An 18953-nucleotide genomic window follows, 5' to 3' on the forward strand; every position below is an offset into this window, starting at 1 on the left:
ACACACCGCCTTCAACCTCTTCCTAGGATGCCGGATCTTGCGTAAGAAAGGCATAACACTAAGGCTTTGGAAAAAGTCCTTCAAGCGGCTTCGCCCGCTGCGGGTCGAGTTCTGGCCGAGGGAGCGGCATTCGGGGCATCATGGCGTCGCGCTGGCTGGTGTTGTAGACGAAGATCGCCATGACGGTGGCCATCTGGCGGAGATCGGGTTCGGAGAGGCGTTCGTAGGTGTCGAGGTTCGTGTGGTGTGTCCGCGTCTCGTAGTCGCGAGGGTCTTGAATGAACTGGAAGCCCGGGAGGCCGACCAGCTGAAACGAGACGTGGTCGGTCGAGCCAGTGTTGCGGAGAGAGACGGTGCTGAAGCCTAGATCGCGGATGGGAGCAGCCCACTGCTCGAAGATGCTCGCGGCGGCTGAATTGCCCTCGGCGTAGATGCCAAGAAACTTCCCGGTGCCATTATCGGTGTTGTAGTAGGCGTCGAGTTTGGCATGTTCAGGCTTGGCGCTCATCGCCGTGGGGGCGCGAACGAAGGTGGGGACAATCTGGTCTTCGGGCTTCTGCGAGTAGGAGAGGTTAGCGAAGTGACTGGCGACGTAGCCGGAAGAGCCGAAGATTCCCTGCTCCTCGCCCCCCCAAAGGGCGACGCGGATGGTGCGGCGGGTGTGAATATCGAGCGCTCGAAGAATGCGCATGGCTTCAAGCGCGACGATGACCCCGGCTCCATCGTCCGTGGCTCCGGTGCCCGGGATCCAGCTATCGAGGTGCCCACCGAGCATGACGACCTGATCCTTGAGCATTGGATCCGTGCCTGGAATCTCGCCGATGACGTTCATGCCCTGCTCGTGCTCGCCGGTGATCCTGGTGGCGATATTGAGGCGCACGGAGACGGGGACATCATGAGAGAGCAGTCGGGACATCCGGCCAAAGGCCTCGTTGGCGATGGAGGCCGACGGAATCGCCTGTTTGTGCTGGGGTTGGAAGACGAACCAGCCGAGGGTGGCCGTTGTATCGCCGTGCAGAACACCTCCTGAGCCGCCAGGCCGAAGCACGGCGAGAGCGTGCTCGTCGGCAAAGAAGTGGCCCGTCTTCTCAAGAAAGGCCATGTCCTTGAAGACCTTCCCCCAGAACTCCTGGTCATAGGGCAGGACGTCGGTCTCATTCTGGTTGCCGTCGAGTGGGTAGTCGCGAAGATGAGCTAGCTTGGCTGTGTCGTAGTGCTCGAGCGGCGCGGAAGGGTCGGGGTTGATCTTCGGAGCATCGCCGTAAAGAATGATCTTCCCGGCCAGCTTGCCTTTCCACTTATCGAAATCCTTCTCCTCTTTGAGGGTCGGGATAGCAACGACCTGGGCAGTAATCTCTCCGGCGGTCGCGGGCGACCAGGGAGCGGCTTGCGCCAGAAAGGTCGCGGTTCCGGGCGCAGTCATCTGGAGGACGGTACCGGTCTGCTGCCAACCTATTCCGAACTCTCCCCAGGATTCAGTGTGCGGATTCGCGGCTCCCATGCGGCGAAGCTGGTCGACTGACCAGTCGGCGGCTTTGGCGAAATCTGGCGAGCCCGTGAGACGTGGGCCGATCCCGTCGAAGAGGCCGCTGGCGTACTCCATGATGTGCGAGTGGACAAGACCTTCGTCGCGGATGCGGGCGATAGTGTCGAGGTCGAGAGCCTCCGCTGCCGGTTGAATGGGGGCAGGCTTCGGCTTGTCAGCAGCGTAGACCTGCGTAGCGAGGAGGCAGAGAGCCAGTGCGACGGAAGAAAATTTCATGTGGACACGATATTACGCGAGCCGTTACTTGAAATTTCGCTTCATCGCGACTACCACTCCCTGCTCGAGGGTGATTGAGTCCGACTCCCGTTCAAAGGCCGAACGCACATCATCCTGGCGGAGCGAGACGCTGTGAAACAGGAGCGCACTTCCCTCTATATCGACGTGGGTCGCGGTCAGTTGCCAGTTCGCCTTTCCGACCTCCTCCTGGTCAAGCGAAAAGGTGCCGCCTTCCTTCAGCTTTCCAAGCAGGCCGCCGCCAAAGCTGACCTCGCGCATCAGGTGACCCTTCATGCTGCGAATGCGAAGCTGACGCGTATTGACCGTCATGTCACCCGCCATGGCGGCGAAGACGCGTGCCTCTCGCGTCGGAGGGTGAAACTTCGGATCGGGCTCAAAGTGCATGAGGGTGTTCTCTCCATCGGTTCCAGTTTCAGTCCAGAGGAATGCCGCAGGGAGTAAGGCGAGGAAATCATCGACCTGCTTGCCATCGTGCTCTCGTTCGGCGACCTCTTTCTTTTGCGCCTTGGAGTCGCGCAGAAACTTCTGGATGGAATCGGCTGCGTCCGCCTCGGAGACAGTGTGCTCGTCTTTGGTCACAACGCGGCAGACATCGCCACCAGGCGTTGAAGCGACCCATTGGACGAGATGCTCCTTCGGTTTGCGAAGATCCTCGTGATAGCTCCACATGGAATGATCCGCCTTGTTTGCGGATCGTTCGACATCAACCACCCTCTGCACAAATGCCTGGGGATTCTGTGGCCAGGCCACGCCAGGGAGCATCGCGAGAAGAACAAAGGTGAGCAGATGAGTTCTTACTAGGGTCATGGATTCATCCAGGAGCTAAGTCGTCCAGCGCTTGGGAATTCGATGCGGACGTTTCCCGACGGCTTCAATTTTGAACGTGTATCGGACAGAATGCGACGATTCAGGGAAAGATTGCGCGTCTTTTTGCTCATTTGAGGAACGCAGTGGATCATCTTCCGGATGGTCAGGAGATCCGGACACACTCGTGGGCTAACTGCATGCCCTCTTCCACGTGGATCACCCAGGCTCCGAGGGTGGAGTAGCGGTTGTGGATGTGGGTATCTCCAGCGCACGTGATCTCGTTCTTCTTCTGGTCGATGGCGATTCCCCAGCCGCGCAGACCTTCGGTGACCTCGGTACGAACTTCCGGGGTATTTTCGCCGATGCCTCCCCCGAAGACGACGGCTTCCGCCTCGCCGAGGATAGCGAGGTAGGCTCCGACAAAGTGACGCACGCGATAGCCGAACATCTGGATGGCCAGCTTTGAGGCCGCGTCGTCGCGTTTGCGCAGGATGCGCGTATCGAGAGAGACGCCCGAGATACCGAGGAGACCCGATTTCTTCTCAAGAATCTTGAGCGCGTCTTCAGGCGAGATCTTCTGTTTCTCGGCAAGATAAGGAAGGATGGCAGTGTCGATGCTGCCGCATCGTGTTCCCATCATCAGGCCTTCGAGCGGTGTAAAGCCCATGGAGGTGTCGATGGACTTGCCATTCTGGATGGCGCAGGCAGAGGAGCCGCTTTCGAGGTGCAGAGTGACAATCGAGATGTCTTCCGGCTGCTTGTTGTTTAGGTGAGCGTACTGCTCGAGCATATAGCGGTGGGAGAGGCCGTGAAAGCCGAACTTGCGGATGCCCAGCGAGTCGGCGACTTCGCGGGCAATCGGGTAACGCCAGGCGTGCTCGGGGATAGTGTGGTGGAAGGCGGTGTCGAAGGTGACCGCGACGGGGAGATCCGGTGACTTCCGCTGCAGGACGTCAATGATCTTCAGGGAGTTGGCGTTGTGCAGCGGAGCCTGCTCCTCGCGGCGTTCGATCTCCTCCCGGATCTCCCTGGTGTACCGCTCGGCCTTCTGGAAGGTGTCTCCTCCATGAACGACCCGGACTGCTGCCTGGTCGAGGTCCTTCCAGTTCTGAATCTCGGTGTGGGACTGGAAGAAGTCGACTACGCGCTCCGTGGCTGCGGAAAAGTCCTTGAAGTCCCCTTCCTGCTCGGCGATCGTTTTGCCGTCCTGCTGGACAATGAGTTTCGTCTGCTTTCCGATGTCGTCGACCGTTCCGGTCAGAAGCTTCCTGCCTTCGCTCGCGATCTTCTGGTCGGGCGAAGCGTCGACCAGGTCGAACTTGAGAGAGTTGCTGCCTGGATTCAGGGCCAGGATGCGGGGCATCGTTTCTCCTCCTGCGGCCTGGTGCTTCGGACCGACTGGGAGTTGGATGCGTCAACGTTGAGGAAGGGAGGGCGCATGCGGACGGACGAGTTTGGCAGCGATGCGCTGATCGGAGAGCATAGGCTGCGCTTCCCAAGTGGGACCCTCGGACATGCCGAGGAGACAGGGCGTTGTGGTGGGGAGGTCGGACTCGAGGAGGGTTCCAGCGCGGAGATTGAGAATCTCAGATGCGAGCACGCGGAACGCGGGCAGCCGAAGCGTCGAACGGACGCCAAGGGCTCCGAGACGCTCCTGGAGGAGGCGCCTGGTCGCGGCTGGCTGGATGCGCTCGTGGTCGCGGCGATCAACCTCGCGGAGGAGAGCGGAGGCGATGACGGTGGCTAAAGAGATCTGCAGCGAGCCCTGCCGATCGCCGACATGCATCTCGTAGGTGAAGGTGAGGATGTATTCGGACTGCGGGAAGAAACGGCGTGCGGAGACGGGCATCACGCGCGAGTCATACGAAGCCTGCAGGCCGAACGGAGCCCACATGTGGTTCATCTCGGCGCAGACGATTCCCATGAGTATCTCCATGATGGCTGTGTCGATCTGGGTAAGCTCACGAGTCTGCGTGGCTTTAGGGATCGTCGTGAGACCTCCGAGCGCCAGGTGCACGAGAGGCTCGACGAGCGTCAGGTCCATCGACAGCATAGAGCCTGCGTCGGGCGTGCGAAAGCGGCTCTGGGCGATATAGCAGGTCTCGAAGTCGATGGTGTCGATGAAGTCGTGGAAGAGGGAGCGTTCGGCCACAACCATCGCAAGCGTGATCGGCGCTCCGAGACGAGCGGAGAGATTGATGCTGAGGGATTGGGAGAAGACCTGATTCACGCTTACGAGCATCTGCATCTGCTCTGCCGAGATGGAGGCGCGTTTGGCAAAGTTCACTGGATGCGGCAATGCGGCAGCGGCTCGCGCCTCGGCTTCGGCAGCCTCGCGGAACATGTTAGTGATTGCGTTCTGGTCGAGCTCTTCAGCCATGATGCGGGCTGACTGCATTCCGCTCACCATTGCCCGTTGAACTTGGTGAGACTCTTCTTAGGTTGCGCTGCGCTTTCATGGCAGAGGATGTGCTTTGGTTTGGGAGAGGCTGATTGGAGGTTCGTGTTGGCGGAACAGGCTGGAACGGCGATCGCGTTGGGGCATCAGGGGGATCACGTGGGGTTGAGTCATGTTGGGCTGATGGAGCCGGAAGACGGGCTTGGGGCGGCGATGTCGAAAGAGCGCTGGACTGCGTACGCGGATGTGACCGCGCGGATGTCGGTGCTGATTCCCCTGCCGAATCTCTCGCTGAACGAGCTGATGGCGCTTAAACCTGGGACGCTGCTGGTCTCGCTTTGCCAGATCACGCAGGATGTTCCTTTGCTCGTGGGCGATGTCTTCCTCGCGAACGTAAGTTGCGAGCCTGCAGGCGAGCGGCTTGGCGTGAGGATCAACGGGTTCGATCAGCCGCTGAAAGGCTAGTAACGAGAGGAGTTGCGTATGCCGAAGGAGAAGCAGGTAACGCCGGAGCCGGAGGAGTCGCTCGCGGTGAAGTACTCGATGGAGGACCTGAAGATCAGCGCGCAGTTGCAGCTTGGGTCCACCGTTCTGCCGCTCAGGAGCATTCTCAACATCAAGGTTGGTGAGGTGATTCCGTTGGATCGTCCGCTTGCGGGTCCGGTTCAGGTGATCGCGGGCGGAAGGACCGTGGCTTCGGGGGAGTTGGTGCTTCTGAATGGGTTCTTCGCCGTGGATATCAGAGAGGTCTCGACACTAGAGATGCATTTGCCGGCCGAGACCTCCTAAGTAGCACAGCGTTTGACGCTCAGTGGAGTTACCGGCCAAGGTCGAGCGGTTTCCCGGCGAGGGGCTCACGCGCGTTCCAGTCGAAGCCAAGGAGTTTGGCGATCGTGGCGGCTACCTGGCTCTGGGTGACGGGAGCGGTGTTTTTCTCGAGGCCGGCGGGTTGGACGCCGGGACCGAGCAGGCCGATGAAAATGTTCTTCGACTCGGGAATTTTCTGGCCGTGGTTCTTCCAGCTCTCCGCACTGCTGCCGCGACCGTGGTCGGTGAGAAAGATGAGAGTGGTGTTGTCCCGGTACTGGGGGAGGGACTGGAGGGTACTCCAGAGTTTCGCGAGGTCGGCGTCAACGCGGTGGGCAGAGAGAAGATACTCGCCGTAGTTGCCGCCGTGGGCCCAGTCGTCGGTCTCGCCGAGGGAGAGGAACATAACGCGGGGCTGTTTGAGCTTTAGGTATTCGAGGGCGGTCGAGAAGATGGGCGCGTCGAAGGCTTCGTCGGGCCAGACGCGTGGGGCGTTGGCCTTCTGGTCGTTGAGGAGGTCGATGGCTGAGGTGGATGGGGTGAGGACGAGGGGGTCGTAGGAGACGTTGACGGGGAAGCCGCAGCGGGCGGCGTTGAAGATACCGGTGAAGACCTCCCAGGCTCCGAAGGCGGCGGCCTTGCCGTGGAGCGAGGGCTGCTGGTTGAGCCACTCAAAGACGGTGATATTGGGGTTTGGCTTGTTGTCGTTGGAGTTGATGTTGACGTCAGCGTGGCCGGTGAGGGTCTCACTGTAGCCGGGATAGGAGAAGTTGTAAGGGTTGGTGACGTGGGCGTCGGAGCCCTCGTCGAGGTCGCCGTAGAGGCGGCCCCTGGTCGCGACGGTTCCCCAAAGGAAGGGGAAGAGTTGGGCGCGGCGGGCCTCGGGCGTCGAGGCGAGGAAGTCTTTCTTCAGGGTCTCGACGGGACGGCTGTCCCAGTAGTTCTTGGGCGTGAGGAGAGTCTCGTCGGCGCCGCGGAAGACCTCCTGCCAGCGGACGCCGTCGGACATGACGAGGATGACATTGCGTGTGTTGGCGGTTTGGGGGACGGCAGAGATGCAGGAGAGCGCGGTGGCAGCAACCAGGGAGCAGAGCACTATCGTTCTGGAGAGCAGAAACATGGGTCCGAGATCCTCGTTTGGACATGGTACTTCGGGCCAGCGACAGGAAGGTTAAGAGGGACAGGGACTGCGTTAGCTTCCTGGAGATTGCCTGTATCTCAACTTTCAGGAGGAGCCGACATTCGATGCTTGTGGAGGACTCGTCAAAGAAAGGGCGTTTCTCGTTACTGGTTCTAGGCATTGAGAAGCTGTTCGAAGAGCGGCTCCAGGATTCGCACAAGTTCGTCATCGCTGGCATCTGTCAGGGCCGTTAAGCCCACCATCTGTCGCATTACTTGAAAGCCCGCAATCAGCGACAGGGCGATGGCCGCACGCGGCAATGCAGCCTCTCCCTTCACGAGTGAGGCCATCACCTTCTGGTGGCGCTTCTCAATCTGCTCGCGCCCAATCTCTGCGGCACGCTCGCTTGATGCGGACCGCAGTAGAATCAGAAATCCGTCCAGGGGAGTCGCGTCTTTCTCCGTGATGCTGACCAGCGCCTTAGCAAAGGCTGCCGCGGGATTCGCCAGTCCCAGATTTTCCGGCGCAAGGATGATTGGCGTCGCCATGGTTGCGGCCAGCGCCTCCGCAAACAGCCCCTCCTTCGACCCGAAGTACCGGTTGACCAGCATCGCCGTCACACCTGCCCCCTCCGCGATCTCACGCACGCCAGCGCCGTCATAGCCCGACCGGGCAAATGCCTTCCGCGCAGACAAGAGAATGGCTTCACGTGTGCCAGCAGAGCTTCGGCATCGCGGAACAGCAGGCTTGCTCATAAACGTAGTTTAGCAAGTCTACCGATGTAGACAAAAAGCATCGGCGCGTGTAATGTCTACAACTGTAGACACCTGAGCGACCCTTTTCATTTCGTACCAGAGCCGGCCGCAGCCAGCGCGCGGTTTCATCGTTGGGGAGGCCTCCTGCTCTTGTCACTCGGCACCGCCAGGTGCGGCGCTCATATCGCCGGGACAAAGCAGGCCACTGGATTCGCACACTCGCCGCAATGGCGCGATGGTCGCTTTGAAAATGCGCAGCCCATCTGGGCAGATACCGCAGGGGCATGGAAGCACCTTCTGTTTGGTCATGCGTCGCCGGATGCATTACCACGTACTCCGGTGCCTGTCGGCCATCCCACGTCCTCTTCACTTGCTTCACTGCCTGGGTCGGGTCTGCGCGTCACCTGGTTCGGCCACTCCTCCGCGCTGCTCGAGATTGACGGCAGCCGAATCCTCATCGATCCTTTCTGGGGCGAGCGTGCATCACCGCTTTCATGGTTCGGTCCACGACGCTGGTATCCACCGCTTATTGCGCTCAACGATATGGGACCGATTGATCTTGTCCTCATCTCACATGACCACTACGACCATCTGGATTACGCGACCATTCACGCGATGCGAACATGGAAGACCTCTTTCATCGTGCCGTTGGGCATGGGTCCGCGTCTTGTCGATTGGGGTATCCCGAAGGAGAGCATCACCGAACTCGATTGGTGGCAGAGCAAGCAGTTCGAACGGCTCACATTGGTAGCAACACCCGCGCGCCATGCTTCTGGGCGCACCTCCACCAGGAGTGATCACACCTTGTGGGTCGGCTGGAGCATCCTCGGCCCACAGCATCGCGTCTGGTACTCGGGCGATAGCGGTTTCCACAACGATCTGGCAAAGATCGGCCAACTGTACGGCCCTTTCGATCTCACGCTGATTGAAGCAGGTCAATATGATGCTCGCTGGCCTGACACCCACATGGGGCCGGAGCAGGCCGTGGAAGCTCACCTGGCGGTACGCGGCCGTCTGATGATCCCGGTTCACTGGGGTCTGCTCAGCCTCGCCAACCATAGTTGGACCGAGCCCGCGGAGAGAGTGCTGGCTGCGGCACAATGCCGCAACGCGCAGGTTCTTATCCCTCAACCCGGACAGAGCCTGGAACCAATCAACGGCGCCAACACCGAACGGTGGTGGCCCAAACTCTCCTGGCAATCTGCAACAGAGGCACCGATCCTGTCTACAAAAGACGGCTCCCCTTCAGAGCGCTATATCCCGCAACCCTGCACGCAGCAGGCAGCAGGCAAACCAGAATCAGGGCCCCCGATAGGACGAGGTACAGATGAATAAGACAGTATTAGTCACAGGAGGCACCGGCTTTGTTGCAGGTTGGTGCGTGGTGAAGCTTCTTGAGCAGGGTTACACCGTAAGAACAACCGTGCGCAATCCACAGAAAGAATCTCTTGTTCGGTCGTCCGTGTCGCGCATCGTGAATGCGAATGAACGGCTCAGCGTCTACTGCGCGGATCTGACGTCAGACGATGGCTGGGATGAAGCGATGAAAGGCTGCGACTATGTGCTGCATGTTGCATCACCGATGAGCTCAAAGTCGAAGAACCCCGATGACCTCATCATTCCCGCAAAGGAAGGCACACTACGCGTGCTGCGGACGGCAGCCAAAGCGGTCGTTAGCCGCGTTGTCTTCACCTCCTCGTGCGCAGCAGCGAAGCCTCCTCTCGCAGGCCCTGACAGCGACAACGACGAATCATTATGGACAAACCTCAACGATGCCAACCTGGATACCTACCGGCGATCCAAGATCCGTGCTGAACGGTCCGCATGGGACTTCATGAAGACATGCGATACCGGCATGACACTGGCTACCGTCCTGCCCGGCGCGATCCTCGGCCCTGTGCTCCACACGGAGTCTCTGGGCTCAGTACAGGTCGTCAGCAGACTGCTGACAGGCAGGATGCCCGGCACACCGAGGCTCGGATTCAACATCAGCGACGTCCGCGATCTCGCCGATCTGCATCTTCTCGCCATGACCTCGCCCGTAGCCGCAGGTCAGCGCTTCATCGGCACGGGCGACTTCCTGTGGATGAAGGAGATTGCCGAAACCCTTCGCCATTCTCTGGGGGAGGCGGCCAACAAGGTTCCCCGGCGCTCACTCCCCGATCTGCTAATGCGCCTCATGGCTCGCATCGACCCCACATTGCGTTCCGTAACTCCAACCCTCGGACGTAAACACAATCATTCGTCTGCTAAGGCCCAAACACTTTTGGGATGGAAGCCGCGCCCCGGCAAGGACTCCGTGACCGATTGCGCCAAAAGCCTGATCAGCAGTGGCGCACTCCAGGCGATGAAGTAACGATCAGTCCTGACAAGTCGGCTTATCGAAAGTCAGATAACGGCTTGATCTGGAAGATAATCAAGAGCGGTCATCTTGAAGGCGCGGTCGCGAAAACATGACGAACGTCGCCCTCAGGCGATTCGTGACTTCGGTGCGTTCGCGCTCTCGCGTTTGTAGAACTCGATCTTCTCGATGATCTCTTCGGCGCTTTCGTCGAAGAAGGCCGGGATGCTGGCGTCGCTTTGATTGATGGCTCCGGCGACGCGGCTGACGGGGTTCGAGGAGCGGAGGCCCGGGCGAAGGCGCAGGTGGACCGACGAGAACATGGGCAGGCGGAGGAAGCGGACTTTGAAGATGTAGGCGGATTCGATGTCGTCCCAGGTGTAGAGGCGCGGGGCGCCGACCACGTACTTGATCTCGAGGCCGCGCTCGTCCATGCGGAGGTACATGGTGTTTCGCATGACGATGGCGAGGAGGATGAGGACGACGGCGCTGCCGCCGAAGAGGAGTTCGGTCTGGAAGGTGAGGTGCCGCCAGGGCTCGGGGTTGAGCCAGTAGGAGACGGCGGCTACGCAGAGGAAGAGCAGGATGGGGGTCGTGAGGCGGGTGGGTTGGAAGCGAGAGGTCATGGGTGGGTCTCTCTTTTCGCTGAGGATTTGACTGGTTCGGCCAGGCGAGCGCGGCGGATGGCCGCGCGGTGGAGGTGGGTGCCTACCTCGCTACCTCGCGATGTAGGCACCCACCGCTTCGTTAGGGATAGATGCGGTTGAGGGTGCGGGCGAAGGGGATGGTTTCGCGAACGTGGTCGAGGCCGCAAATCCAGGCCACAGCGCGCTCGATGCCCATGCCGAAACCGCTGTGGGGGACGGAGCCGTAGCGGCGGAGGTCGAGGTACCACTCGAAGGCTTCGAGCGGGAGGTTGTGGTCGAGGATGCGCTGGCGGAGGAGGTCGTAGGAGTCGACGCGCTGGGAGCCTCCGATGATCTCGCCGTAGCCCTCCGGAGCGAGGACGTCGACGCAGAGGGCCTTGGTGGGGTCCTGCTCGTCGGGCTGCATGTAGAAGGCTTTGACGGCGGCGGGGTAGCGGTGGACCATCACCGGGCGGTCGTATTGATTCGAGATGTAGGTTTCGTCAGGGGAGCCGAAGTCGTCGCCGTAGGTGTGGCGGCTTTCGATGAGGCCCTTTTCGAAAGCTTCTTCGAGCATCTGGTGGGCTTCGTCGTAGCTGATCTTGGGGAACGGGGCCTGGATGGTTTCGAGCTTTGCGACGTCGCGGCCGATGACCTTGAGATCAGCTCGATGGTGCTTCAGGACGGTCTGGACGATGTGGGAGATAAAGTTTTCGGCGAGTTCCATGAGTTCGGTGAGGCCGATAAAGGCGACCTCGGGCTCGATCATCCAGAACTCGGTGAGGTGTCTTCGGGTCTTGGACTTTTCGGCGCGAAACGTCGGGCCAAAGCTGTAGACCTTACCGAGCGCGAGAGCCGTCGACTCGATGTAGAGCTGGCCGGACTGGGTGAGGTAGGCCTTTTCGTCGAAGTAGTCCATCTCGAAGAGCTCGCTCGTGCCCTCGCAGGCGGCTGGGGTGAGGATGGGCGGATCCGTCCGGGTGAAGCCGTTGAGGTCGAAGTACTCGGCGGCGGCGCGCATGATGGTGGCGCGGACGCGGAGGATGGCGGACTGGCGGGGGGTGCGGATCCAGAGGTGGCGATGCTCCATGAGGAAGTCGACGCCGTGCTCTTTGAGGGTGATGGGGAAGGGGGTTTCGTCGGGGACGCGCTGGAGGACTTCGATGTTTTCCACGTCGAGTTCGAAGCCGCTCGGAGCGCGCGCGTCGGCGCGGACCTTTCCGGTGACGATAACGCTGGATTCCAGGGTGAGGTTCTTCAGCGTCTCGAAGACTACCTCGGGGACGGCTGCCTTGGGGACGATGCCCTGGATGGTTCCGGAGCCGTCGCGGAAGATGGGGAAGAGGAGCTTGCCGGAGGCGCGGAGATTGTAGAGCCAGCCGCGGAGGGTGACGGTCTGGCCTTCGTGGGCGCTGAGGGTGGCGATGGTGGTGATCGGTGCTTGGGCTTCGGACATGGCTGGATTAGTTTATCCGCTGGAGCGGTGTGCCAGCGGCGGGGTTGTCGCGCTACACTCGGTCGGTCTGAAGATTGCCTCTGGGAGAGAAGCGTATGTTTTTGCGAGGCTTGAGGGTTCTGGTGGGCATGATCGCTCTGACTGTCTGCGCGGTGGCGCAGCAGCGGGCGCCGATCGAGGACTATATCCATACGACATGGGATACGCTGACGCGGTCGATGTTGGAGTGCAAGTCGGTGGTGGACACAAAGGTGACGACGGCACCCATTCTCTATCTGCCGGCGGGGATGGAAACGCCTGCGGCTGTTGCGGCGATGCACGCGCAGTGCGGGGTGCAGATCGATCATCTTCCCCGGCCGATCGGAAAAATGGGAGACGTGAAGCCTTCGGAGTTCCCGAAGAACGGGCTGCTGTATCTGCCAAATCCGTACGTGGTTCCAGGTGGGCGGTTCAACGAGATGTATGGGTGGGATACATACTTCATCCTGCTTGGGCTGGTTTCAGACCACCGGGTGGCGCTTGCGAAGGGGATCGTCGAGAACTTTTTCTTCGAGATCGAGAACTACGGGGCGATTCTCAATGCGAACCGGACGTACTTCCTGACGCGGTCGCAGCCTCCGTTTCTGAGCTCGATGATCCGGGAGGTGTATGAGGCGGAGCCTGCGTCGGGGGAGAACGATGCGTGGCTGGCGAAGGCGTATGAGGATGCCATGCGGGACTACTCGCTGTGGACCTCGCCGGCGCACCGGGCGGGTGAGACGGGGCTTGCGCGCTACGTCGACCTTGGGGCAGGGCCGGTGCCTGAGATGGCGGATGACAGCACCTACTACCCGGACGTGATCCGGTGGCTGCTGGCTCACCCGGATGCGGGTGCCGGGTACATGATGGACGCGCCGGACAATCCTACCGACGACCAGGCTGCGACGCTGGCAGCGACAAGCTGCGACGTGAAAGCTTTGAAGGTTTGTGCGGCGGCGCATGTCGACGGGCATCGGCTGACGGCGGCTTATTTTCGGGGCGACCGGGCTATGCGGGAGTCAGGGTTCGATACAAGCTTCCGATTTGGGCCGTTTTCGGGGTCGACGGATCAGTATGCCCCGGTGTGCCTGAACAGCCTTCTATACAAGTACGAAACGGATATGGAGCACTTCGCGACTCTGCTGCACCGCAAGCAGGATGCGGCGATGTGGGCGAAACGGGCGGTGGCGCGTAAGGCAGCCATCAATCGCTACCTGTGGAACCAGACCAAGAGCATGTTTTACGATTACGACTTCGTGAACAAGAAGGCGTCCGACTACAACTACATCAGCGCCTTTTACCCGCTGTGGGCGCATCTCGCCACGCCCGCGCAGGCGGCGGCAATGGAGACGCAGCTTCCGCTCTTCGAACATGACGGCGGACTGGCGATGAGCGATCGCGCTTCCGGTACGCAGTGGGATCTACCCTTCGGATGGGCTCCGACGAACTGGCTGACGATCTACGGCCTGACGGAGTACGGCGACACGACGGACGCGCTACGCCTGGCGAAGAGCTTCACCCAAACGATCGAGCAAAACTATAGGAATGACGGAACGCTGCGGGAGAAGTACAACGTTGTGAGCGGGTCGGCGAATGTTGCGGTGTCTGCGGGCTACAAGATGAACGTGATTGGGTTTGGGTGGACGAACGGGGCCTATCTGCGGCTAAAGGCTATGCTGGCTGCTGCTCCGGCGAAGCCTTGATCGCTATCAGAAGCGCCTTCCGCCTGGATACGCCGGGAACTGGTAGCGGTTACGGCGAATCAGGTAGATGATCAGCCAGACGATACCGATCGGGATCAGGAACGGGAGGAGCACGAACAGCAGCCATCCTGGGCCCTCCATCACGACGCGGTCACCCGAGATTTCGGCTGTGGGGGCCTGCTGTAGCTCGCCGCCGAAGAGGACGAGCTGTCCGTCGATGTGCGATTGATCCGCCAGCGCGAGCTTGCCTCCGAAGACGACCGTGTCGCCGTTGATGGTCTTGCCGCTATCGACGCTGACGTTGCTGAAGAACGCTACCATGCTGCCCGAAACGTTGCCGTGAATGCGCACGCTGCAGAAGGCGCAGACGACATCCGAGGCAGAGTCTCCCTCGTTGATGTCGATGGTGCTGCCAAAGCTCACGTGGTCGTGGCTTCCATGTGAGACGATGTTGGCCGATTCAGCGAACGACACACCCGTAGCGAACCCGAGCAGGCAGACGAGCAGAGCGGCGAGAAGCACGCACTTCTTCATGACAGAATCCTCAAACTTCCACGTCCTTTGGCGGGAGAGACCGCGTCAAACGTATCCTGCTGGGGCCCGTTTCTACTGAGACTCGATGCTACCCTTAACGTATCCATGAGCGACGAGAAATCCAACGCATACGAACTTCCGAAGGCATACGATCCTTCGACGATTGAAGAACGCTGGGCCGAGTACTGGGTGCGCGAGCGGCTCTTCGATGTCGCGTCCCCGAGCAATACGCAAGAGGCGACGAAGAAGTTCACCATGCTCCTGCCACCGCCAAACGTGACCGGCCGCCTGCACATGGGGCACATGCTGAATCAGGCGGAGATGGATATCCTGACGCGGTGGCACAGGATGCTCGGCGAGACGGCGCTTTGGGTTCCCGGAACCGATCATGCGGGCATCGCGACGCAGATGATGGTCGAGCGGGCGCTGGCGAGCGAGGGCACGAAGCGCGAGGCGCTGGGACGCGAAGCCTTTGTAAAGCGGGTGTGGTGTTGGAAGAAGGAGTACGGCGGCGCGATTACCGGGCAGATGCGCCGCCTGGGAGCGAGCGTCGACTGGAGCCGCGAGTACTTCACCATGGATGACGGACTTTCGGTCGCGGTGAAGGAAGCGTTCGTTCGGCTATACGAGCAGGGGCTGATCTACCGGGGGGCGTACATCGTCAACTGGGATCCGGCGATCCAGACCGCGGTCTCGGACCTCGAGGTGGAGCACGAGGAGCGGGTTGGGAAGATCTACCACGTTCGCTATGACCTGGCCGATGGGACGGGGTCGATCACAATCGCGACCACGCGGCCTGAGACCATGCTCGGCGACGTCGCCGTGGCGGTAAATCCATCGGACGAGCGCTATACAGCGCTCGTGGGCAAGATGCTGGCCCTGCCGCTTGTGGGACGCGAGATTCCCGTGGTCGCGGATGAGTGGGCGAACCCGGAGTTCGGCACGGGCGCCGTGAAGGTGACGCCGGCGCATGACGTGAACGACTTCGCCATCGGTCAGAGGCATAACCTGCCGAACCTCATAATTCTCGATAAGACCGCTCATATCGACCTCGAAGGCTCGCCGTATCACGGAATGGAGCGGTACGAGGCACGCGAGCAGATCGTAGCGGACCTCGAGGCGTTGGGTGCGCTGGTCGAGATCAAGGAGCACACCAACTCGATCGCGCTCTCGCAGCGCTCTGGCGTGGTGATCGAGCCGCGGCTTTCGATGCAGTGGTTCATCGCGGTGAACAAGACGCCTTCTACCGGCGGGGATTCGATCGCGGAGAAGGCGATTGCGGCGGTGCGCGATAACCACATTCGGTTTACGCCGGAGATGTACTCGAAGACGTACTTCGAGTGGATGAACAACATCCATGACTGGTGCATCTCACGGCAGCTCTGGTGGGGGCATCGGATCCCGGCATGGCACTGCGACAAGGGGCACATCACGGTCTCGCGGGAGACACCGGAGGCTTGCTCTATGTGCGGATCGAGTGCCATCACGCAGGAAACGGACGTGCTGGATACATGGTTCTCGTCCGGGCTGCTTCCGTTTACCGTCTTCGGCTGGCCGGAGAGCACGGCGGACCTCACGGCTTTTTACCCAACCCAGCTTTTGGTGACGGGCTTCGACATCCTGTTTTTCTGGGTGGCGCGGATGATCATGCTCGGAAGCCACTTCATGCTCGATGTGCCAATGCAGGACGGCACAGCGCGCAAGCTGGCCGATGCGGTTCCCTTTCGCGAGGTCTACATCCATGCCCTGGTGCGCGACGCGGACCGGCAGAAGATGTCGAAAACCAAGGGAAACGTGATTGACCCGATCGACATCATCAACCGCTTCGGGACGGATGCGGTACGGTTTACGCTGGCGAGCATGGCGTCGCCGGGAACGGATATTGCCTTCTCGGAGGCGCGGACGGAGGGGTACCGAGCGTTCGCTAACAAGATCTGGAACTCTGCACGATTCCTCTTCATGAATGTCGACCGGGCGCGCGACGCTGGGGTTGCGATCGATCCAAAGAAGCTGGCGGCTGCGCTTCAGGATGATGGCTCGACGAGCCTCGAGACGCGGTGGATCCTGGCGCGGCTCGGAGCGGCGACGGAGGCGGTCGACAAGGCGCTGAAGGACTATCGATTCGACGAAGCGGCGAGTGCGATCTACCAGTTCTTCTGGGGCGACTTCTGCGACTGGTACATCGAGATCGTGAAACTTCGGCTGAACTTCGGGCCGGAGGATGACCTCGCGAGCGCGACGGCTGCTTTGACGACACTGCTTGCGGTATTCGAGGCGGCGCTGCGTCTGCTTAGCCCGTTCATGCCATTTATCACCGAGGAGATCTGGCATGCGTTCTGGCCGCAGATCGGGCTCGAGGTTCCGGCGAAGTCGATCGCGTTGACGCGTTACCCCGTGCCGGCCGACTTCCCTGCGGACGGCTCGGCGAGCGTGGCCGCGATGACCCTGCTGCAGGAGATGATCGTTGCGGTTCGCGGGCTACGTAAGGAGATGAGCGTTCCGGAGAAGGAAGCTGCGCCGATCCGGGTGTTCGGGCAGAACCGGGTTGTCGCGCTAGTCGACCAGAACACCGACCTGCTGCGGCGACTTTCGCGGGTGAGCGAGGTCGAGTTTACCCGCGAGGCGATGTCCGGGAACGGTACGCGTTCTACCTCGGCCTTCGATGTGCAGGTGGTCTACGAGCGAACGATCGATGTCCCGGCGGAGCGGGAACGGCTGACGAAGGACCTGGCCAAGTACGAGAAGGGCCTGCAGGCGGCGGAGCGGCAGCTTGGCAACGAGGCGTTCATGGCCAAGGCCCCGGCGCATATCGTCGAGGGGCTGCGGAAGCAGGCGACGGAAACCAAGACGCAGTATGACAAGACAAAGGCTGGGCTGGATGCATTGCCGCCGGCGTAATACGCGCGAAGATACGAGGATGCGAGACATCGGTGCGACCGAGAAGGCTCGGCCTAACGACGTAATATTAAAGGACGATGAAAAAGAAGGAAGTTGGACCCACGCCGGATGGACGTCTTGCCGTACTGGAGGCGAACCGGCGCTTGAAGATGGCGAGATCCGCGCACGCCTACGTTCGCGGAAACACGCTGCAGTTTTATGACTGGCTCGCAACCGGCTCGGGCGATCGGCTTCCACAGGGTCCGCCGATCTGGATTTGTGGCGACTGCCACGCCGGTAATCTCGGTCCGGTGGCGAACGCGGACGGCAAGGTCGAAGTGGAGATCCGCGATCTCGACCAGACCGTGATTGGCAATCCTGCGCATGACCTCGTGCGGCTCGGCCTTTCGCTTGCGACTGCGGCTCGCGGATCCGACCTTCCGGGGGTTACGACGGCGCTGATGCTCGAACAGATGGTGGTGGGCTATAGCGAGGCTCTTTCTTCTCCTCGAAAGGCGGGCGCGGACCCCGAAGGTGGCAATCTGCAGCCAATTCGTCTGATCCTGGAGCAGGCACTGAGCCGCAAATGGCGTCACCTTGCGGAGGAACGGATCGAGGACGTGACGCCGGTGATTCCTCTCGGGTCACGGTTCTGGGCTCTCGCGGAGAGCGAGCGGAGTGCGATCGAGGAACTGCTTCAGAAAACGGCCGGGCTTGCTGCGTTGCTGAGCGGGGAGCAGGAAAAGGGCACCCTCCGCGTGCTCGACGCCGCGTATTGGATGAAGGGATGCAGCTCGCTTGGCCGCCTCCGGTTCGCGGTCCTCGTGGGGATCGGGAAGGCAAGCAAGCGGCGCTATCGGCTGCTCGATATCAAGGAGGCCGTGTGTGCGGCGGCTCCTTCGGCACGGGGGGGCGAAATGCCGGAGGATAACGCGGAGCGGGTTGTTACCGGGGCGCGTGCGCTGTCTCCTTTCCTGGGAGAGCGAATGATGGCGGCGCGCCTGCTGCGCAGGCCAGTGGTCGTGCGCGAGCTGATGCCGCAGGATCTCAAGGTCGAGTTGGAGCGCCTAACGCGCGAGGAGGCGGTTGCGGCAGCGCGGTATCTCGCGATGATCGTCGGGCGGGCTCATGTCCGGCAGATGGACCTTTCCACTAGGAAGAGCTGGAAGGCCGAGCTGGGGCGGAACCGTTCGAAGAGCCTCGACGCGCCGGGATGGCTTTGGCGCAGCGTGGTGGAACTGGTCGCGAGCCATGAGGCGGCTTACCTTGAGCATTGCCGCAGGTACGCGATGGCCTGATCTAGTTCGCGGCGGGCGCCCGGGTGGGCTCGTCCGCCGCGACTTTAGTCTGATCGACCGCGATGACAACATTCTCGTGCTTGATGTCGAGGCGAAGGCGGTTGAAGAAGCTCATATAGATGTTGGCCACCCAGACAAGCGCGAACTCCGAGAGCAGGTACCCGCGCCATCCCGGGTACAGAAGCTGGTAGCGGGTGACCAGGAGAAAAAACGCGGTGACATAGTGCGAGAAGCAGTATTCGCACGTAAAGAGATAGAAGAACTTGCGGGTGACGAGCGGCTTGCAGTTCTGACTCTTCTCTTTGCAAAACTCGCGAGGCTCGCGGAAGACCTCTTCGTGGGTGACGGTCCAGGAGGCGCAGGCGATGGGAATGGCCAAGAGGAACAAGGTCGCGATTTGGTGGGAGAGGTCGGGCATCAGGCGTGTACA

Annotated in this window: 17 protein-coding genes; 7 read left to right on the plus strand and 10 right to left on the minus strand. The window is 61.0% G+C overall.

Going from position 1 to position 18953, the window contains the following annotated elements:
- Positions 1 to 58: 58 nt before the first annotated feature.
- The 4 genes from GRAN_RS05780 to GRAN_RS05795 form a co-directional block, all read right to left on the minus strand.
- On the minus strand, positions 59 to 1762 hold the full coding sequence (locus GRAN_RS05780) for a M20/M25/M40 family metallo-hydrolase (RefSeq protein WP_128912002.1): 1704 nt from the start codon (positions 1760 to 1762) through the stop codon (positions 59 to 61).
- 24 nt (positions 1763 to 1786) lie between these two features.
- Complete coding sequence (locus tag GRAN_RS05785; RefSeq protein WP_241654357.1) at positions 1787 to 2590, minus strand: hypothetical protein; 804 nt, start codon at positions 2588 to 2590, stop codon at positions 1787 to 1789.
- A 163-nt stretch (positions 2591 to 2753) separates the two neighbouring features.
- Entirely contained in the window at positions 2754 to 3953 is a 1200-nt protein-coding gene (locus tag GRAN_RS05790) for an acetate/propionate family kinase (protein WP_128912003.1), read from the minus strand.
- 51 nt (positions 3954 to 4004) lie between these two features.
- Positions 4005 to 4988 carry a flagellar motor switch protein FliM gene (locus tag GRAN_RS05795; RefSeq protein WP_161570860.1) on the minus strand — a complete coding sequence of 328 codons (984 nt, stop codon included), beginning with the start codon at positions 4986 to 4988 and terminating at the stop codon, positions 4005 to 4007.
- A gap of 108 nt (positions 4989 to 5096) precedes the next feature.
- Here GRAN_RS05795 and GRAN_RS05800 point away from each other — a divergent pair, with 108 nt between their 5' ends.
- The gene (locus GRAN_RS05800) at positions 5097 to 5453 is read left to right on the plus strand and encodes a FliM/FliN family flagellar motor switch protein (RefSeq protein ID WP_128912005.1); all 357 of its coding nucleotides are present in this window, start codon (positions 5097 to 5099) and stop codon (positions 5451 to 5453) included.
- 18 nt (positions 5454 to 5471) lie between these two features.
- Positions 5472 to 5777: a FliM/FliN family flagellar motor switch protein gene (locus GRAN_RS05805; protein ID WP_128912006.1), complete on the plus strand. Its 306-nt coding sequence runs from the start codon at positions 5472 to 5474 to the stop codon at positions 5775 to 5777.
- A gap of 28 nt (positions 5778 to 5805) precedes the next feature.
- On the opposite strand, the gene GRAN_RS05810 is transcribed toward GRAN_RS05805, so the two are convergent.
- A complete protein-coding gene (locus GRAN_RS05810; protein WP_128912007.1) occupies positions 5806 to 6915 on the minus strand; it encodes a sulfatase-like hydrolase/transferase in 1110 nt (369 codons plus the stop codon).
- Between the two features lie 173 nt (positions 6916 to 7088).
- Positions 7089 to 7610, minus strand: coding sequence for a TetR/AcrR family transcriptional regulator (locus GRAN_RS05815; RefSeq protein ID WP_206662704.1), 522 nt, complete (start codon positions 7608 to 7610; stop codon positions 7089 to 7091).
- A gap of 210 nt (positions 7611 to 7820) precedes the next feature.
- On the opposite strand from GRAN_RS05815, the gene GRAN_RS05820 reads away from it, so the two are divergent.
- Positions 7821 to 9005, plus strand: coding sequence for an MBL fold metallo-hydrolase (locus tag GRAN_RS05820; protein WP_206662705.1), 1185 nt, complete (start codon positions 7821 to 7823; stop codon positions 9003 to 9005).
- Complete coding sequence (locus GRAN_RS05825; protein WP_128912009.1) at positions 8998 to 10026, plus strand: SDR family oxidoreductase; 1029 nt, start codon at positions 8998 to 9000, stop codon at positions 10024 to 10026. Before GRAN_RS05820 ends, GRAN_RS05825 begins: the two co-directional genes overlap by 8 nt.
- A gap of 113 nt (positions 10027 to 10139) precedes the next feature.
- Here the strand turns inward: GRAN_RS05825 and GRAN_RS05830 are convergent, their stop codons facing one another.
- Both GRAN_RS05830 and asnS read right to left on the minus strand, forming a co-directional pair.
- Positions 10140 to 10637 carry a hypothetical protein gene (locus GRAN_RS05830; RefSeq protein WP_128912010.1) on the minus strand — a complete coding sequence of 166 codons (498 nt, stop codon included), beginning with the start codon at positions 10635 to 10637 and terminating at the stop codon, positions 10140 to 10142.
- Between the two features lie 121 nt (positions 10638 to 10758).
- The gene (gene asnS, locus GRAN_RS05835; protein WP_128912011.1) at positions 10759 to 12093 is read right to left on the minus strand and encodes an asparagine--tRNA ligase; all 1335 of its coding nucleotides are present in this window, start codon (positions 12091 to 12093) and stop codon (positions 10759 to 10761) included.
- A gap of 95 nt (positions 12094 to 12188) precedes the next feature.
- On the opposite strand from asnS, the gene GRAN_RS05840 reads away from it, so the two are divergent.
- Positions 12189 to 13814 carry a trehalase family glycosidase gene (locus GRAN_RS05840; protein ID WP_128912012.1) on the plus strand — a complete coding sequence of 542 codons (1626 nt, stop codon included), beginning with the start codon at positions 12189 to 12191 and terminating at the stop codon, positions 13812 to 13814.
- Positions 13815 to 13820: 6 nt separating this feature from the next.
- Here the strand turns inward: GRAN_RS05840 and GRAN_RS05845 are convergent, their stop codons facing one another.
- A complete protein-coding gene (locus GRAN_RS05845; protein WP_128912013.1) occupies positions 13821 to 14348 on the minus strand; it encodes a hypothetical protein in 528 nt (175 codons plus the stop codon).
- Between the two features lie 105 nt (positions 14349 to 14453).
- On the opposite strand from GRAN_RS05845, the gene GRAN_RS05850 reads away from it, so the two are divergent.
- Positions 14454 to 17246 (plus strand): valine--tRNA ligase, encoded by a 2793-nt coding sequence (locus GRAN_RS05850; protein WP_128912014.1) that lies wholly within the window; start codon positions 14454 to 14456, stop codon positions 17244 to 17246.
- 77 nt (positions 17247 to 17323) lie between these two features.
- Entirely contained in the window at positions 17324 to 18523 is a 1200-nt protein-coding gene (locus GRAN_RS05855; protein ID WP_128912015.1) for a DUF2252 family protein, read from the plus strand.
- Between the two features lies 1 nt (position 18524).
- Here the strand turns inward: GRAN_RS05855 and GRAN_RS05860 are convergent, their stop codons facing one another.
- Complete coding sequence (locus tag GRAN_RS05860) at positions 18525 to 18941, minus strand: hypothetical protein (RefSeq protein WP_128912016.1); 417 nt, start codon at positions 18939 to 18941, stop codon at positions 18525 to 18527.
- Between the last annotated feature and the right edge of the window lie 12 nt (positions 18942 to 18953).

Origin of the sequence: Granulicella sibirica (assembly GCF_004115155.1) — a bacterium.
Taxonomy (GTDB): Bacteria; Acidobacteriota; Terriglobia; order Terriglobales; family Acidobacteriaceae; genus Edaphobacter; species Edaphobacter sibiricus.

What these genes read in the sequence shown, in the direction of transcription:
- GRAN_RS05850 (WP_128912014.1), top strand. Translation starts at nt 14,454, where the DNA reads ATGAGCGACGAGAAATCCAACGCATACGAACTTCCGAAGGCATACGAT.
- GRAN_RS05845 (WP_128912013.1), bottom strand. Translation starts at nt 14,348, where the DNA reads ATGAAGAAGTGCGTGCTTCTCGCCGCTCTGCTCGTCTGCCTGCTCGGG.
- GRAN_RS05790 (WP_128912003.1), bottom strand. Translation starts at nt 3,953, where the DNA reads ATGCCCCGCATCCTGGCCCTGAATCCAGGCAGCAACTCTCTCAAGTTC.
- GRAN_RS05855 (WP_128912015.1), top strand. Translation starts at nt 17,324, where the DNA reads ATGAAAAAGAAGGAAGTTGGACCCACGCCGGATGGACGTCTTGCCGTA.
- GRAN_RS05830 (WP_128912010.1), bottom strand. Translation starts at nt 10,637, where the DNA reads ATGACCTCTCGCTTCCAACCCACCCGCCTCACGACCCCCATCCTGCTC.
- GRAN_RS05825 (WP_128912009.1), top strand. Translation starts at nt 8,998, where the DNA reads ATGAATAAGACAGTATTAGTCACAGGAGGCACCGGCTTTGTTGCAGGT.
- GRAN_RS05805 (WP_128912006.1), top strand. Translation starts at nt 5,472, where the DNA reads ATGCCGAAGGAGAAGCAGGTAACGCCGGAGCCGGAGGAGTCGCTCGCG.
- GRAN_RS05795 (WP_161570860.1), bottom strand. Translation starts at nt 4,988, where the DNA reads ATGCAGTCAGCCCGCATCATGGCTGAAGAGCTCGACCAGAACGCAATC.
- asnS (WP_128912011.1), bottom strand. Translation starts at nt 12,093, where the DNA reads ATGTCCGAAGCCCAAGCACCGATCACCACCATCGCCACCCTCAGCGCC.
- GRAN_RS05840 (WP_128912012.1), top strand. Translation starts at nt 12,189, where the DNA reads ATGTTTTTGCGAGGCTTGAGGGTTCTGGTGGGCATGATCGCTCTGACT.
- GRAN_RS05780 (WP_128912002.1), bottom strand. Translation starts at nt 1,762, where the DNA reads ATGAAATTTTCTTCCGTCGCACTGGCTCTCTGCCTCCTCGCTACGCAG.
- GRAN_RS05860 (WP_128912016.1), bottom strand. Translation starts at nt 18,941, where the DNA reads ATGCCCGACCTCTCCCACCAAATCGCGACCTTGTTCCTCTTGGCCATT.
- GRAN_RS05785 (WP_241654357.1), bottom strand. Translation starts at nt 2,590, where the DNA reads ATGACCCTAGTAAGAACTCATCTGCTCACCTTTGTTCTTCTCGCGATG.
- GRAN_RS05810 (WP_128912007.1), bottom strand. Translation starts at nt 6,915, where the DNA reads ATGTTTCTGCTCTCCAGAACGATAGTGCTCTGCTCCCTGGTTGCTGCC.